This is a genomic window from Amycolatopsis sp. NPDC004378 (assembly GCF_053602455.1).
The window spans coordinates 33,958-47,764 of record NZ_JBSGDR010000019.1 but is presented as its reverse complement, the minus strand read 5'-3'; the positions used below and the strand labels follow the sequence as shown (position 1 = coordinate 47,764).

Sequence of the window (13,807 nt, the reverse complement as noted above, 5' to 3'; positions counted from 1 at the left end):
GGCCCCGAGATCGCGAGTGAAATGTGCCAGCGGGTGATACCCTTCGCAAGCTTGGTCAAGCGCTGGCACAGCGGGTCGAGGCGGTACGGATCATGGCCGTGAGCGCGAGTCCGGCGGTGTCCTCGGTGACCGGGCGGAACCGAATTGCGGGCTGCTGCCCGATGGCCGCCTCGGGGACGACCGTGACGCCGAGGCTGCGCTCGACCATGACGATCTGCGAGGTCACCGAGCGGGCCTGGCTGGCGGGCGCTGGCCTGAAGCCGGCCGTCCGACACGGCGCGGCCGACCACGGTGTCCCGATCGTGGGTCACGACGTCTGTCGCACGTTCGGCTACACCGGCACCTACCGGCCGTTCGCGGGTCACGCCAGGAGGCACGCGCAGCAGTGGGCAGCCGCCCGAGGTTGCGGCGATAAAGTCGCCACATTCACCGGTCGCACCGGCTCCGTGAAGGCTGTGGCATGCGCTGTCCTTGGCGGACATCCGGTCGGGGTCACTGCTGATGACGACGGCACCGTGCGGGTCTGGGATCTCACCACCGGCGACCAGGTCGCCATTTTTGACTTCCGCTGTATCGGCGACGTAGCGATTGGGCCGGGCGGTGAGCTCATGATTACAGCCGGCTGGGAACTCGTCGTCCTCGACCGTATCGCGAAACACTGACCTAGCGCGTGAGGACGGGAGGCGACTGCTAGTCGCCGGCTCGTCGTTCGCAAAGCCCGTTGGGTCGGCGGAACGTCGCTCGTTCTCGACTTGACAGCGCTCTCGCTGTCTCGCAGGATCCGAACAGGTGTTCGATGAGTTCGGTTCGCTCGCGGCTTCTCCACGTGGGCGTCTGCGGCGCGTGATCGTCGTGCTGGAGGTGCGTGGTGGCGGTGCCGGAGGCAGTGGCGGGGCTCGCGGCGATCCCGGGCGTCCGGACCGCCGCGCAGCTCGGCGAACCGAGCGTGGATGCCTCGGCCTCCGCCGGGTCGCTACCGGTGCTGCCCGCGCTGGCGAGCCTGATGCCGGGCGGGTTGAAGCGTGGCAGTGCCCTGTCGGTCTCGGGCTCGACCGCCTTGGTGCTGGCGCTGCTCTCCGAAGCGACTCGGGAAGGATCATGGGCGGCGATCACCGGCATGCCCGGTGTGGGGGTCGCCGCGGCCGCTGAGCTGGGCGTCGAGCTGGAGCGGCTCGCGCTCATTCCCGATCCGGGGGCCGAGGTCGCCGCAGTGCTTTCGGCGTTGATCGACGGCTTCGACCTGGTCGTGCTCGGCCCGGCCGTCGCCCGCGGGATGCACCCGCAGCTGGCGCGCCGGCTGGCCGGACGCGTCCGCAACCGGGGTGCGGTCCTGCTGGCCGCGGGCCCGTGGCCGGGCGCCGACCTCGAGCTGCGTGTGTCGAACCGTCGATGGCGCGGGCTCACCGACGACGGCTTCGGTCACCTGAAGTTCCGGGACGTCGTCGCGACCCGCCATGGCCGTGGCGCCGCAGTTCGCCCACACAGCGTCGCGCTGCGGCTTCCCGGCCCCGCCGGCGTCGTCGCCGCTGTGGAGTCCGCTGACCGTGGACTGCGCGAGGTCGCCGGATGACGAACGTGGAAAGGCATTCGAGCGGGCCGGGGTCGTCGGGAGGTGCCAGGTGATCGGTGGAGTCGCCCGGTCGGGTGCGCGGAATGAGTTCGGTGCCCTGGTTCCGGTGCGACCGGCGGCCGAGAAGATCGACACGTGCTTGCGTGGGCACTGGCTCAACCTGGATCTCTACGGCAAGCTCGCGCCTTTCAGCCACCGCTACGGGCTGCACGGCTGGCTGTGCGAGGTCTGCCGTGGTCAGGAAGCTTGCGACCCGGGGGCTCGGCGCCTCGCCGTGCGGGCGCTCCTGGACGTCACCGTCCAGCACGCACCCGACGCGGCGCCGGGTAGCGGGCTCGTCCTGGTCGCTTGGCCGCCGGTTGCCGGGACGCTGGCCGACCGGCTCGAACTTCGGCTCGACGGCGTCGAGGTCGGCTCGGTGACCGCGAGCGCGTGTAGGGGGTGCCGGACGGCCACCCTCGACTACGTCCACGTCGCCGCCGAATACCGGCTCCTCGGCTTCGGCCGCACGCTGGTGGCGGCCGCGGTGGCTCGGACGCCGTCCTACCGGTGGACGGCGCCGCTGCCGGACGGACCGGTGGCGCGGTCGTTCCGTGCCCGGATTGCGATGCGTCGCGCCGGTCCGCCGTGTGTCCCCGGCGGGGGCGCGGAGTTCAGGCGATGAGGGTCAGAGGTGTGGGCGGGAGGCGGTCGTCGAGGAGTGCCTGCAGGAGGTCGGGCAGCTCGGCGGGCAAGAGCTTGTCGCGGCAGGCCGAGACCGCGGCGGGTGACCACCAGCGTCGCTCGATGAGGCCGGCGCGCTCGTTGGGCGAGTGCCGGAGGGCGACTTGCGGGGCGGTGTCGTCGATGCGGGCGAGGTAGACGTGGTCGAGGCGGTGGTGATCGCGGCCGCGGTAGGTGAAGCGGCTTTCGCGGGTCCAGAGCTTTCGGCCGATCGCGTCCAGAACGAGCCCGGTTTCCTCGGCGATCTCGCGTCGTGCGGTGTCCTCGAGCTTCTCGCCGGCGTCCTGCCCACCGCCGGGTAGCTCCCACCAACGATGTCCGGGTGCGTCCGGGTCCCGGGCGTGGATGAGCAGGACTTCGTCGGCGGGGTTGAGGAGCAGGACGCGGGCGCCGACCCGCAGGGCCGGTTCGCTGGCGACGGTCATCCGGTGGGTCCTCGTGCTCGGCGGCATGGTGGCGGCCGGGTACGAGTACCCCAGGTTCAGAAGAGCGTTGCCTCGCGGTCCGCGGCCGGGTCGGACGTTATCAGCGGCGCGGTCGCGGTGAGCGTCAGCTGGACGGCGAGTCCCGAGTGGTCTGTCAGTGCGGGGTGGCCGTGGCGGGTGTCGTGGACGTAGGAGCAGCTGACTAGGTGGTCGAGGAGCGGGGTGGAGGTGTGGGCGTGGTCGTAGCGGTAGCCGAGCTCGGCGCGGCGGGCCCAGCTGTGCTCGACCGCGATCGGGTGCAGCGCGCGGAAGGCGTCGGTGAGGCCGTGGCGCTGGGTCAGCGCGGTATAGAACGCCGTCTCGAACGGCGCGAACTGCCCGGGATGAGGTGGCACGTGACCGGGTTCGAGCACGTTGAGATCACCCAGAAGAAGGACGGGGACGTCGTCGACGGTGGCCTCGTACGCCTGATGGAACGCGTCGATCCAGGTTCGCTTGCGGGTCGTTTTCGCTTCGGTGGCGTCGCGGGAGGGGACGTAGGCGCCGAGGATGCGCAGCGGTCCGCGGTCGGTGTGCACCATGATGCCGGCCAGCCGGGCCGGGAGGTGGGTCATGGCGGCGCCGATGGGGTCCATTGTGGACTCGTACTTGGCGAGCAGCATGACGCCGCGTTCCTTGTCGGGGTGGTCGGGGTAGGTGACCGACCAGCCGGCGTCGCGGTAGGAGTCGGCGATGAGGTGGGTGCCGGGTCCGGAGCCGGTTTCGGTGAGCACGAAGACGTCCTCGGTGCGGCGGGCGAGCCAGTCGCGTTGGTGGCGGGCTCGTTCGAGGGCGGGGTTGCCGACGTTGAGGGTGAGGACGGTCAGGGGCATGCCGGGCTCTCCGTGAGGGTGCGGTGGATCAGGTCGACGATGGTGCCAGCCGTGGCGCGGGGATCGTCGGCGCACTTGACCATCTCGACGGGCCAGCCCTGGTCGCGCAGGAACGTCATGGCCGCCAGGTAGCCGAGGGTTTCGCGGAAGCTGCTGCCAGGGGTGCGCTCGAAGCGGCTGTGTCCGCCGCGGGCGAGCAGCCGCTGTTCGACGTCCTCGGGGGGAGCGTTGAGCGCGCACACGAGGTCGGGGCGGTACACGTCGTGGTTGAGCGCCCAGACGACATCGAGCGGGATGTCGTCGAGCCCCTGCAGGACCAGCGACGATGCCGCGTACCGGTCGCAGAGCACGATCTTGCCCTCGGCCAGGGCCGGGAGGATCTCGCTGGCCAGCTGGTGGTGACGGTCGGCGGCGCAGAGGCAGGCCAGAGCCATGCCGTGGTAGGTGTCGGTGCCATGCCGTGCCAGCTCACCCAGGGGAGCGCGGGAGGGCTGGACGGCGGCATGGACGGGCACGCCGTCGTCGGTGAGAAGGCCGGCCACCAGCTTGGTGATCGTCGTCTTGCCGACACCGCCGGGGCCTTCGAAGGTCACCAACCTGCCGGGCAGTCGCGCGTTCACGCGACGTCCAGGGGCAGCAGCCGGTGCTCGTCGTCGGCGGTGACGGGGCACTGCTCGGTGTCGACGTCGCCGATGCGGTTGCCGCTGGCGACGACGGCGGCTGGGCAGCCTTTGCCGCAGGCGGGCTCGAGGCTGCAGTGGAAGCAGGTGGGGTTCGCGCCGACCTTGAACCGGTCGTGGAAGCGGTAGTTGTCGAGGCGGGTGGCGAGGTCGCGGTCGGTGAAGATGTTGCCGACGATGAAGTCGGTGTCGGGGTGGCGGGAGATGGGGGTGCGGGCGGCGAAGACGAGGTAGGGGCAGACGGTGACCTCGCCGGGGGTGAAGACGTAGATGATCGTTCCGGCCTCGCAGCCGGCGAGGGGTTTGCGGTCGGTGTTGGGGAAGCGGATGTGGGCGATGTCGAGGTCGGGGCCGTCGAACGGCGCGGTCAGCTCGAAGATTTCCTGCATGTGCATGGCGGTCTTGGCGAGTTTGCGCTGGGATTTCACGCCGCGGCCCATGCTGCCGAGTGGGTTGAGCAGGACGTAGCGGGCGCCGTTCTCGCGGGCGAACGCGCACAGCTGCACGTATTCGTTGTTGGCGGCCAGGGAGTTCGGGGTGCAGAGCAGGCCCTGGAGCAGGCCGGCGGCGGCGAGTTTGCGGGTGTTGGCCACGGTGACGTCGAAGGAGTCGCGGTCGCCGCGGAATCGGCCGTGGGAGTCGGCGGCGAACCCGTCGAGGGAGACGTTGACGTGGACGTCGGCCGTGGCGAGTTGCTGGATGAGCTTGTCGGTGAGTTCGGTGGCGTTCGTGCAGATCCCGACGTCCATACCGGCGTCGCGGAAGGCGTGCACGATGCCGAGGAAGTCCGGGTGGATGGTCGGTTCCCCGCCGGTCAGCGTGACCCGCTGGACCCGGGCTTCGGCCAGCCTGGGGACGACCTTCTTCACGACCTCGGTCAGCGGCATGCGCTTGCCGTGCTTCGTCGCGGAGACGAAGCAGTGGGCGCACCGCAGGTTGCAGTCCTCGTTGATCTGGACGAGAGCCTTGCGGTACGGGGCGTCGACGGTGGTGCGGAAGTAGCAGCTCGCCGCTTGCTCGTCGACGGCGATCGGACGGACGGTCATCGTTCGGACCTCCAAGTCGGGCGAGCTGGTGGCGGTGAACCGAGTAGACCACCTGTTGCTCACTGGAACAATAAATAAGCTTGAAGTGCTCGAAAGAAAACTTCAGAGCATTCTGGCTACACTTGCTCGAACTAGAACTGGAACTGTCCGTGTGGAAAACAAGCGAGGGAGATGCTGGTGACGGACTCGGAGGTCGCCGAGCTGCTGGGCTTCCCGGCGGAGCTGCTCGACACCAGCCTCGACCAGCTGCGCACGCTGGCCCTCGTCCACGCGACCGGCAGCGCCCAGCGCGCCGCCCGGGTGCTGGGGCGGTCGCAGTCCAGCGTGCAGAAGCAGCTCGACACCGTGAACGAGCTCGCGGTGCGGCTCATGGGCGAAGCGCTCGTCGCGAAACAAGGGCGCGGGAAGGACTTCCTCTTCACCGGCTCCGGTGAAGAGGTCGTCGCCCTGGCGACGAGCACGCTGCGCGCCTGGACCGAACGCGTCCACGGCGCCCGTCGGCGGGTCGGGTCCACCGTCACGGTGGGCACCACCGAGTTCACGGTCGAGTTCCTCGGTGAGGTCTGGCCGCAGCTGCGCGAGACCTTCGAACGCCGGGGCATCCAGCTCAAGATCGAGCACGTCCGGACCCGCGACCTCCGGACGAAGCTGGACGCCGAGCAGGTCGACCTCGTCTGCGGCTCGTTCGCCGCCGAACACGATCGCGGCCCGGACGTGCCGCACGACTTCCTGGAGTGGCACCGCGAACGCGTTGCACTGCTGACCAACCTGAGCACCCGCGAGCTTCCCGACCGGCCGGTCGCGCGTGATGTGCTGGCCAGGTTGCCGCTGCTCGCGCCGACCGCGGGTCTCCTCGCCGACTTTCTGATCCGGTGGTACGGCCCGGAATACCGGGGCAAGCTCCACGTGGTCGCCGACATCGACGCGCTCAACTACGGGCTCAACCTGCTCAGCAGCAAGCTGATGTTCGGCTGCCTGCTCACGACCGAGCGGGTCGCCGACGCGGCCGTCGAAGGACGGCTGCCCGGCGCGAACCTTCGCAAGATCGAGCTCGGAGCGGGCTACGAACCGGCGCTCGAGATCGTCACCGGGATCTTCGCCCGCGCCGGCGAGCGGCAGCGGTACGCCGCCGATCATCCGCTCAACTTGCTCTGGAACGCCTTCGCCGAGGCTGCCCCAGCGGGCCGCGGCGCTTAGCACGCTTCCTCCGCCAGGTACGCGGAAGCCTTCTGGTGGAGCGCCTTGAAGGTCGCCCGATAGCCCGCGACCGTCGCCGGGTCGGACAGGTAGATGGTCGCGTGCTCGTGCTTCAGGACGACGGTGAAGACCTTCTCCGCCGTTTCGTAGATCATGAACGGCTCGATCGAGGAAGCACCACGTGCCTCGGCCGGGACGATCCGGGTTTCGACCCGTCGCCGGTTGCCCGGATTGGTGACCTCGTTGAGCTGTGCGCGCAGAACCTCGGGGGGAACGCTCTCCAGTGCCAACGCGCCCGCGCCCAGCAGGAGGAAGTGCCGGTGTCGTGGATCCCGGTCGAGCTGCCGTACCTGCCGGGCCAGAACCGCTTGGTCGACATCGTCCGGCAGGGCGGTGCGCGGGCCTGCAACCGCGTGTGCGTAGTCGTATGTCTGCAGGGAATCCGGGACGATCCTCGGCGCCCACGCGAAGGTGCGAAGGGTGTGACGGTCGTAGGCTTGCTGGAGGCTGGTCACACCGTCGTCGACGCTCTCGACGTAGATCGCGCGATCGGACTTCTCGTGAAGCCGGATCAGAAGTTGACATTCATCGGGCTTGACCTTGAGAAGGCCGAGGATCCACCCCAGCGGCACCGCCGGGATGCGCCGCTCTCCCTTCTCCCAGCCGGAAATGGTGCTCGGACCGATACCCATCAACCGCCCGAGATCGCGGAGGCTCCAACCTCGGTTCTGTCGATGCTGCCGCAGTGCTCCGCCGAGTACGTACAGACTGGGGTGGCTCAGGCATTCGTCGGTCATGCCGCGTCCCGGTCCGTGAGAACGGGGTGAGGCGGTGTCGGCGCGCTGCCCGTATCACCGGCAGCGGAACGGACCCGAAGGAAGTCCAGCAGCTCTTCGAGCTTGTCGGCGACCTGACGCTGATCGTCCGTCGTTGCGGTCCCTGTCCGTAGCGCTTCGACGAGCTGGGTGGTTTCCCGGGACATCCGGACTCCGGTCGATCGTGGTGGTGGTTCTGAAGTGGGCAGACGGCGCAACCCGTTGAGCACGCGGCAAAGAAGCACGTACTCGGCGTCCTCCGCGAGAAGCAGATCGGCCGCGGAAGGCCATCGGACTTCGGTTGGCGTCATGGTTGTCCACCTCGGATCTGGCGCTGCCTGGTCGGTGGCGGCGGCGTTGCGGTCGGGGACGCAACGCCGCCGCCGGTCTGGGAGTTATCCGTGCTCGCTCACGTGGTTGACCGCGAATTCCAGAGCGGAGTCGTGGTCGGACGGAGCCAAGGCGATGTTGGCGACTTCCAGGCGCTCGGCGACCTGGCAGACCCAGTGATCCGCAAGGCGCCGAAACCCTCCGTCGTGCTCGTCCTCGCGAGACGTATCGGGCGCGAGGGTCGTTCGGAAGAGCAGGTTGTAGTTCGAGCTGTGGTTCCGCACGAGGTGTTCAAGCTGCTCGATCTTCGCTGGGTCGGGTTCTTCGCCACGGTGCTGCAGCGCGGCGCGGTAGTACGCCAGCGCGTCGGGGACCGCGCCGTTCACGAGGATGACGTCGGCGTGCAGCCAGGCCTCCAGCTCGTCGCTGATGCCCCTCGTGATGAACCACATCGTCGATGCCCAGGAATGGTTGTGGAGGATCGGTATCCCGAGCCGCTGCGCCCGCTCCACGAGCGCGGCGATCGTGGCGACCTGGAAGCCGTTTCGCCGTAGTTCCAAAGCCAAGCGGGAGACGAAGGTGCTCTTGCCCGTCAGGTGCGGTCCCATGATCGCGATGGTCAGCGGCCGTTCGACGGCTCCCGGCATCATCGGATCCGTCCTTCCGCGTTCCTCAAATCAGGTAGTGCTTCGCCGGATACCGGCTTGGCGGTTGTGGTCACCGGTTCCCTCCTGCATCGTGACGTCGGAACGATCACCATGGGACCCTGACCAGCTATGATTCGGTAAGGGGGTAAGCGGTGACCGCTTCGATTTACCCCCCGCCGAACGAACCGGAGACGGATGTGACCGACGAACGGAGCGACGCGCGGCCCGCGGCCGACGAACTCGCAGCGGAGATCCGGCAGATCCGCGGCGCCGCGGATCTGAGCCAGGCGGCCCTGGCCCGGCGAATCGGTTACACCCGCAACTACGTGTCGATGGCGGAACGGGCGGGCCAGAACCTCCCTTCGCACGAACTCATCGAAGCGCTGGAACGCGGCTTGAACGCGGGTGGCGAGTTGCGCCGCCTCTGGCGGGCGGCGAAGGAAGAGCAGGCAGCTCTGCGGCGTCAGCATCGGCCACAGCGCGCCAGTCAGCTGCGGGACGACGCGGTCCGGGCTGGTATGCCGGCGTTGCGTCGAGCACTTCTGGCGTGCGATGTGCCGGACGACGGTCCCGTGCGACCACAGCACGAATTGCGGACGGCTGTCGCGCAGGCGACGGAACAACGCGTCGAAGCGCGCTACGCGCAGCTGATCGCCGATCTGCCCGCTCTTCTGCTGGAGCTGGGGCGGGCGCGCCAGCTGGCTGCCGACGAGCGGGCGCGAGCGGACGTCGCGGAGTTGCTGGTTCTCGCTTATCGGGCCGCGGATGGCCTCGCTTTCAAGTACGGCTACGCAGATCTGTCCGCTCAGATCATCACCGCGATGCGGCTGGCGGCGTCCGAGATCGACCGGCCGTTCCTTGACGCCGCTGTTGCTTATGTGCGCACCGAAACGTTCTTCGCTACCCAGGATCTGGAGTCTGCCGGGCGGTCACTGGTTCGGGCAATTGATCGCGTACCGGTCTCAAAGTCCACATTGGAGGCAGCTGTCGCCCGTGGGTCGCTTTCGATGCGGGCGGCTGTCGTCGCGGCCCGCGCCGGGAAGCCGGACGAGGCCGAGGACCACCTTGCCGGCGCCTACCGGGCCGCAGAGCACGCACCCGAGGGTGTCTACCTCGGCACCGCGTTCGGACCGGCGTCCGTCCGCATCCACGAAGTCGCTGTCGCCCAAGAGCTGGGCGACAGCCCGACGGCAGTCCAGCGCGGTACGGGCTGGCACCCACCGCGGGAAATCCCCGCCGAGCGCCGTTCCCACTTCTACATCGACCTCGCCCCGGCCCAGCTCGAAGTCGGCCGTCCCGAAGAAGCCTTCGTGTCGCTCCAGCTGGCCAAGCGGGTCGCGCCGCTACACACGCGAGAGCATCCGCGCGTCAAGGTTGTGCTCAAGTCGCTGTTGCGCGGCCAGCGGACGGTCAGCGACGAACTGGCGACCTTCGCGGCCTGGGCGGACGTGAACTGATCAAGTTCTCGCGACGAGCTGAGGCAGCTCGGTGAGCGAGTCGATGACCCAGTCGGCGTTCGCCTGCACTGCGGGGTCGTCGGCCCACAGGCGTCCCCATGGGCCGCGCCGGATCAAGGCCGTCCACAGCCCGGCGCCGTGCCCCGCGACGACGTCGTTGTCGCGGTGGTCACCGACGTACAGGAGCTCGTGGGGAGCGACGCCGGCCAGGTCGACGACGTGCCGGAAGAAGGCCGGATCGGGCTTGGCGACGCCCCAATCGGCGGAGGTGGCGATGGCGTCGACCGGGAGATCGAGTTTGCGAAGCAGGCTCCCTGCCTTGGCGGTCTGGTTGCCGGCCAGCCCAACCCAGAACCCGCGGGCCTGAAGCTCGGCGAGCGCAGGCCGGACGTCCGGGTAGAGGTCGGACTCCTCGATCCGCTCGCCGTTACCGGTCTCCTCCCGGCGTTGCCGTTCGGCGGCCACGTCGAAGTCCGGCTTGAAGTACCGGAATGTTTCGGCGTTGTCCCGCCCCGCTGCGGTGACCGCGCCGAGCACGGTCGAGAACGTGTGCCGGCCGACGCCGATCCAGTCCGCCCAGGCGTGCCACTCGCGCGTGTCGTCGAGCACGGTCTCGCCGATGTCGAGGACGACAGCCCTCACCGGCATGGCGTTTCCTCTCTGTCGGTGACGTTCCGCGGTCGAGTCTGTCACTCGGCCGCCACCGAGACGGTCTGCCCCCTGGCGACCACCAGCTGGAGCGCGCGCAGGTTGGCCAGGTCCGCGAGCGGGTCGCCTGCGGTGACCAGCAGGTCCGCTGAAAGACCGGGTGTGAGCTGCCCGGTCGTATTGCCGACGCCCAGGGCTTCCGCGCTCGTGGTCGTGGCCATGTCGATGATGTCGGCGCGGTCGAATCCGAGGTGCTCGTAGAGCTGAAGGGCACCGGGGTAGTCGTCGAAGCCCGAGGTCCCGGCGCCCGCGTCGGTGCCGGGGATCATCCGGATGCCGTGGTCGGCCATCCAGGCGAACCGGCTGACCACCTGGTCGGCGCGGGCGGAACCGAGGCGGTCCATGAAGCCGCGCCAGTCCGAGGGCCAGGCGACGCAGGCGAAGATGCCGCGTTCGGCGATCTTGGCGGCGACGTCGTCGCGCAGGTCGTAGCCGCCTCCGCCTTCGCGGAGCCAGGTGCAGTGCTCGATGGTGGAGACCCCGGCGTCGGCGGCCGCGGCGATGGCGTCCGTGCCGTGGGCGTGCGCGGCGACGGGCAGGCCGGCCTTCTGGGCTTCGTCGACGATGGCGGCCAGCTCGGCTGTCGTGAACTGGGTGTCCCACATCTTCGGTGAGTTCGGGGTGATCTGGCCGCCGGAGGCCATGACCTTGATGACGTCCGCGCCGAGCTCGGCGTTCTGCCGCACCCGTGCTAGGAGCTCGGCTTCGCCGTCGGCGGCGCCGCCGAGGAACCAGCAGTGCCCGTCCGGGACGGTGACCGGCGGGCCGGACGCGACGATCCGTAGCCCCTGTGGGTTCTGGTTCCGGAACTGGATGGCGAGACCGTCGCGGTCGCCGAGGTCGCGGACGGTGGTCACACCGGAGCGCAGGAGCTGGTCCGCCCGGCCCGCCAGCTCCGCGTGGGTTGCCTCGGCGGCTGATTGCGCCGGGTCGCCGCAGGCGTCGAACACGAGGTGGACGTGGCAGTTGATCAAGCCGGGAAGGATCGTGGCGCCGGGGAAGTCCCGGCGTTCGGCGGTGGGAGACGCGAGGGCTTCGACGTCGGCGCGCGGTCCGACGAGGAGAATCGTGCCGTTCTGGACGAGCACGGCGCCGTCGGGGATCCGCTCGCCGGCCGGCCCGGGGAGAACCTGGTCGGCGGTGTAGAGCTGCTGGAGCACGGGGGACCTTTCAGGCGGGGACGCAGAGCTGGAACACGGCGATCTGCCGCATGAAGGGCAGCACCTGCTCCGGCGGTGCGTCACCGGGGAACGGCCATTCGTCGGAGACCCGGGGGAGACGGCTGAGGTACTGGGCGACAGCTGCCGCGCCGGCGGCGTCCTCGACGAGCAGCGCGTCGCGGGTCTCGTGCTCGTCGGGTGCGACGGTGCACCGCCCGGCCGCGAGCAGGTTGCGGACCCAGTCGCGGCGGCGGTCGGGGGAGCAGACGTACTGGACGCCGTCGAGCTGCACGAGCGCGATCGGGACGGCGCGCGGCTCGCCGCTGGTCCGGCCGGTCACGGTCAAAACGCGCAGGGCGTAGTAGCCCTCGCGGTGCGGCTGCGGATCCTGCGAGCGGATCCGCCCGAGCATCTGCAGGTTCCGGTCGCGGATCTCGGCGTTCGAAACCGTGGTCACGAGGCTCCTTCCCGGGCCAGGGCCCGCGAGAGGTGGATGAGCTGCCGGACATCGGAGTTGATGTCCACGTCTTCGGGAGCTGCGACGAGCACGCCCGCCCGGCTGGTCGGCGTGTGGCCGCCGGCCTGGAGCTGGAGTGCGCGGCGGAAGGTGTCGAGCTGTTGCTCGGCGGGGCGGCTCGAGTCGAAGCCCGCGTCGACGAGCTGGGGGCTGAGCTGCAGGAGGCCGTCGCGGATCTCGATCACACGCCGCCAGTACCGGTGGCCGATCCGGTGGGGGAGCAGCGTGTCCAGCCAAGACCGGGTCGGTGCGTGGTCGAGGGCGTCGGCGGGAAACACCGCGTGCAGCTCGCGCCACAGCGGCCACAGCTCGGCGTAGGCGCGTCGTCGGCGAAGCCACGTCCTCAACGCGGCGAATCGAGCTGCGAGCCCGACGGAGAAGACGCCGAGGAGGAACACGAAGGTGCAGATCGGGACCAGTCGTGTGGTCACCTGCATGAGCGGAGCGCCGTAGCCGGGGTTGCCGGCCCAGCGGATGACCGTGACGACGGTCCGGACTCCGGTCGTGACGGCCGTGGCGACGAGCGCGGCGGCGACCAGGCGGAGCCCGAACCGAGCGCGGCGGCTGGACTCGGCGGCATACCGCAGAGCCCAGCGCGCCGTTTGCACGGCGGCGTAGAACATGTAGCTGCCGCCGATGATGTAGAAGGGCGCGACACCGGGATGGCTCATGTCGTTCGGCAGATTCCCGGACAGCGGGTAGGCGGTGTCACGGGCGCCTGGCGGGAGCACGAAAACCGCGGCGGCCATCGCCGAGCAGACGCCGACGAGGATCGCGGTCTCGACGCGCACTCGCCGCCACGACCCACCTGCCGAGATCAGGAAGAAGAGCAGGAGCGCGTAGCGCGAGGTGTTCAGCGCGACGTTCGTCAGCAGCTTCACGGTGCTGGACGACGGCAGATCGCCGAACACCGTCCTCGCGAACGCGACGAAGGTGGAAGCGCCGAGCAGCTGGCAAGCGATGCTCACCACGACTGCCCAAAGCGCCGGGTCGCGCGGTGAGCGGGCCAGCCGGTAGAGGAACCACGCCAGCACGAGCAACAGGAAGTTCGTGAGGTTCATAGGACGTCGACCGGGTCGCCGAGGGACGCCTGCGCGCGGCGGGCGCGGCGTGACCGGCTCGGCAACGTGATCTCCTGCGCCTTGGTCGTCGCTTCCAGCAGCACGGTCGCGAGCGCTTCGGCTTGCTGCTCGTACTCGTTCGCGTAGGTCGTGCGCCGCCGCAGTGCGCTCCGGATGACGGCGGGTGGGATGTCGGGCAGCAGCTGGCGCCACATCTCGTCGTCGCCTTCGTCCGACGGGTGATCGGCCAGGAGGTGGCCGAGCTCGTGGGCGATGATGTGCTCCTGGTGGAACCGCGTCGTTCCCGTGCTCTGGTAGAGGATGACGTCGGCGGCTGTCGTCTTGATCCACAGGCCGAACGGGCCCGGGACCTCCATCGGCACGGCCAACAGGCGGATGGGCTTGCCGCGGCGCTCGCCGAACCGGGCGCAGATCTCGGCCATCGGCGTCGGGCCTTCGATGCCCGCGGCGCTCAGCTCGGATCGCAGCCGACGGCGGAGGCCGGCGATTCGCCGATCACGGCGCACGCGTTGAAGCAGGCTGCTCACGACGGTCCTCCCAGCCCGTTGTCGATCACCTCTGAACGATCGTCGCAGATC

General features: G+C 69.5%; 18 protein-coding genes. 5 read left to right on the top strand and 13 right to left on the bottom strand.

Annotation, left to right across the window (positions count from 1 at the left end; translation table 11 throughout):
• Window positions 1–55: 55 nt before the first annotated feature.
• Window positions 56–226 carry a hypothetical protein gene (locus ACWEN0_RS37950; RefSeq protein ID WP_451984673.1) on the bottom strand — a complete coding sequence of 57 codons (171 nt, stop codon included), beginning with the start codon at window positions 224–226 and terminating at the stop codon, window positions 56–58.
• On the opposite strand from ACWEN0_RS37950, the gene ACWEN0_RS37945 reads away from it, so the two are divergent.
• From ACWEN0_RS37945 to ACWEN0_RS37935, 3 genes are all read left to right on the top strand, one after another.
• Entirely contained in the window at window positions 207–662 is a 456-nt protein-coding gene (locus ACWEN0_RS37945; protein ID WP_451984671.1) for a hypothetical protein, read from the top strand. The two genes, ACWEN0_RS37950 and ACWEN0_RS37945, sit on opposite strands and share 20 nt — an antisense overlap.
• Window positions 663–979: 317 nt before the next feature.
• Window positions 980–1,570 carry a hypothetical protein gene (locus ACWEN0_RS37940; protein ID WP_451985005.1) on the top strand — a complete coding sequence of 197 codons (591 nt, stop codon included), beginning with the start codon at window positions 980–982 and terminating at the stop codon, window positions 1,568–1,570.
• 106 nt (window positions 1,571–1,676) lie between these two features.
• A complete protein-coding gene (locus tag ACWEN0_RS37935; RefSeq protein ID WP_451984669.1) occupies window positions 1,677–2,234 on the top strand; it encodes a GNAT family N-acetyltransferase in 558 nt (185 codons plus the stop codon).
• Here the strand turns inward: ACWEN0_RS37935 and ACWEN0_RS37930 are convergent.
• The 4 genes from ACWEN0_RS37930 to ACWEN0_RS37915 are packed head-to-tail and all read right to left on the bottom strand — an operon-like array spanning window position 2,224 to window position 5,316.
• Window positions 2,224–2,718, bottom strand: a complete 495-nt coding sequence (locus tag ACWEN0_RS37930) for an NUDIX hydrolase (RefSeq protein ID WP_451984667.1) — start codon at window positions 2,716–2,718, stop codon at window positions 2,224–2,226. The genes ACWEN0_RS37935 and ACWEN0_RS37930 overlap by 11 nt on opposite strands.
• A gap of 56 nt (window positions 2,719–2,774) precedes the next feature.
• Window positions 2,775–3,590, bottom strand: coding sequence for an endonuclease/exonuclease/phosphatase family protein (locus tag ACWEN0_RS37925; RefSeq protein ID WP_451984665.1), 816 nt, complete (start codon window positions 3,588–3,590; stop codon window positions 2,775–2,777).
• Window positions 3,581–4,210 carry a dTMP kinase gene (tmk, locus tag ACWEN0_RS37920; RefSeq protein ID WP_451984663.1) on the bottom strand — a complete coding sequence of 210 codons (630 nt, stop codon included), beginning with the start codon at window positions 4,208–4,210 and terminating at the stop codon, window positions 3,581–3,583. Before tmk ends, ACWEN0_RS37925 begins: the two co-directional genes overlap by 10 nt.
• Complete coding sequence (locus ACWEN0_RS37915; protein WP_451984661.1) at window positions 4,207–5,316, bottom strand: radical SAM protein; 1,110 nt, start codon at window positions 5,314–5,316, stop codon at window positions 4,207–4,209. The genes tmk and ACWEN0_RS37915 overlap by 4 nt, the downstream gene beginning before the upstream one ends.
• Window positions 5,317–5,493: 177 nt before the next feature.
• Between ACWEN0_RS37915 and ACWEN0_RS37910 the strand changes: the two genes are divergently transcribed.
• Window positions 5,494–6,513, top strand: coding sequence for a LysR family transcriptional regulator (locus tag ACWEN0_RS37910; RefSeq protein WP_451984659.1), 1,020 nt, complete (start codon window positions 5,494–5,496; stop codon window positions 6,511–6,513).
• Here ACWEN0_RS37910 and ACWEN0_RS37905 read toward each other — a convergent pair.
• The 3 genes from ACWEN0_RS37905 to ACWEN0_RS37895 form a co-directional block, all read right to left on the bottom strand.
• Window positions 6,510–7,310, bottom strand: coding sequence for a Scr1 family TA system antitoxin-like transcriptional regulator (locus ACWEN0_RS37905; protein WP_451984657.1), 801 nt, complete (start codon window positions 7,308–7,310; stop codon window positions 6,510–6,512). The two genes, ACWEN0_RS37910 and ACWEN0_RS37905, sit on opposite strands and share 4 nt — an antisense overlap.
• On the bottom strand, window positions 7,307–7,639 hold the full coding sequence (locus tag ACWEN0_RS37900) for a hypothetical protein (RefSeq protein WP_451984656.1): 333 nt from the start codon (window positions 7,637–7,639) through the stop codon (window positions 7,307–7,309). Before ACWEN0_RS37900 ends, ACWEN0_RS37905 begins: the two co-directional genes overlap by 4 nt.
• A gap of 84 nt (window positions 7,640–7,723) precedes the next feature.
• Window positions 7,724–8,308, bottom strand: a complete 585-nt coding sequence (locus ACWEN0_RS37895) for a hypothetical protein (protein ID WP_451984654.1) — start codon at window positions 8,306–8,308, stop codon at window positions 7,724–7,726.
• A 149-nt stretch (window positions 8,309–8,457) separates the two neighbouring features.
• Here ACWEN0_RS37895 and ACWEN0_RS37890 point away from each other — a divergent pair, with 149 nt between their 5' ends.
• Window positions 8,458–9,762 carry a helix-turn-helix transcriptional regulator gene (locus tag ACWEN0_RS37890; RefSeq protein WP_451984652.1) on the top strand — a complete coding sequence of 435 codons (1,305 nt, stop codon included), beginning with the start codon at window positions 8,458–8,460 and terminating at the stop codon, window positions 9,760–9,762.
• Here ACWEN0_RS37890 and ACWEN0_RS37885 read toward each other — a convergent pair whose 3' ends face one another.
• Genes ACWEN0_RS37885 through ACWEN0_RS37865 form a run of 5 tightly spaced genes read right to left on the bottom strand, consistent with a single transcriptional unit; the run spans window position 9,763 to window position 13,756 of the window.
• Window positions 9,763–10,410 (bottom strand): HAD family hydrolase, encoded by a 648-nt coding sequence (locus tag ACWEN0_RS37885; protein ID WP_451984650.1) that lies wholly within the window; start codon window positions 10,408–10,410, stop codon window positions 9,763–9,765.
• Between the two features lie 41 nt (window positions 10,411–10,451).
• Window positions 10,452–11,630 carry an amidohydrolase family protein gene (locus ACWEN0_RS37880; RefSeq protein ID WP_451984648.1) on the bottom strand — a complete coding sequence of 393 codons (1,179 nt, stop codon included), beginning with the start codon at window positions 11,628–11,630 and terminating at the stop codon, window positions 10,452–10,454.
• A 10-nt stretch (window positions 11,631–11,640) separates the two neighbouring features.
• On the bottom strand, window positions 11,641–12,087 hold the full coding sequence (locus ACWEN0_RS37875; RefSeq protein WP_451984646.1) for a nitroreductase family deazaflavin-dependent oxidoreductase: 447 nt from the start codon (window positions 12,085–12,087) through the stop codon (window positions 11,641–11,643).
• A complete protein-coding gene (locus tag ACWEN0_RS37870) occupies window positions 12,084–13,208 on the bottom strand; it encodes an MAB_1171c family putative transporter (protein ID WP_451984645.1) in 1,125 nt (374 codons plus the stop codon). Before ACWEN0_RS37870 ends, ACWEN0_RS37875 begins: the two co-directional genes overlap by 4 nt.
• Window positions 13,205–13,756 (bottom strand): hypothetical protein, encoded by a 552-nt coding sequence (locus tag ACWEN0_RS37865; RefSeq protein WP_451984644.1) that lies wholly within the window; start codon window positions 13,754–13,756, stop codon window positions 13,205–13,207. The genes ACWEN0_RS37870 and ACWEN0_RS37865 overlap by 4 nt, the downstream gene beginning before the upstream one ends.
• Between the last annotated feature and the right edge of the window lie 51 nt (window positions 13,757–13,807).

Excerpts from the sequence above, each read along its gene's own strand:
- ACWEN0_RS37885 (WP_451984650.1), bottom strand. The coding sequence starts at position 10,410 with ATGCCGGTGAGGGCTGTCGTCCTCGACATCGGCGAGACCGTGCTCGAC.
- ACWEN0_RS37945 (WP_451984671.1), top strand. The coding sequence starts at position 207 with ATGACGATCTGCGAGGTCACCGAGCGGGCCTGGCTGGCGGGCGCTGGC.
- ACWEN0_RS37905 (WP_451984657.1), bottom strand. The coding sequence starts at position 7,310 with ATGACCGACGAATGCCTGAGCCACCCCAGTCTGTACGTACTCGGCGGA.
- ACWEN0_RS37870 (WP_451984645.1), bottom strand. The coding sequence starts at position 13,208 with ATGAACCTCACGAACTTCCTGTTGCTCGTGCTGGCGTGGTTCCTCTAC.
- ACWEN0_RS37925 (WP_451984665.1), bottom strand. The coding sequence starts at position 3,590 with ATGCCCCTGACCGTCCTCACCCTCAACGTCGGCAACCCCGCCCTCGAA.
- ACWEN0_RS37915 (WP_451984661.1), bottom strand. The coding sequence starts at position 5,316 with ATGACCGTCCGTCCGATCGCCGTCGACGAGCAAGCGGCGAGCTGCTAC.
- ACWEN0_RS37895 (WP_451984654.1), bottom strand. The coding sequence starts at position 8,308 with ATGATGCCGGGAGCCGTCGAACGGCCGCTGACCATCGCGATCATGGGA.
- ACWEN0_RS37900 (WP_451984656.1), bottom strand. The coding sequence starts at position 7,639 with ATGACGCCAACCGAAGTCCGATGGCCTTCCGCGGCCGATCTGCTTCTC.
- ACWEN0_RS37930 (WP_451984667.1), bottom strand. The coding sequence starts at position 2,718 with ATGACCGTCGCCAGCGAACCGGCCCTGCGGGTCGGCGCCCGCGTCCTG.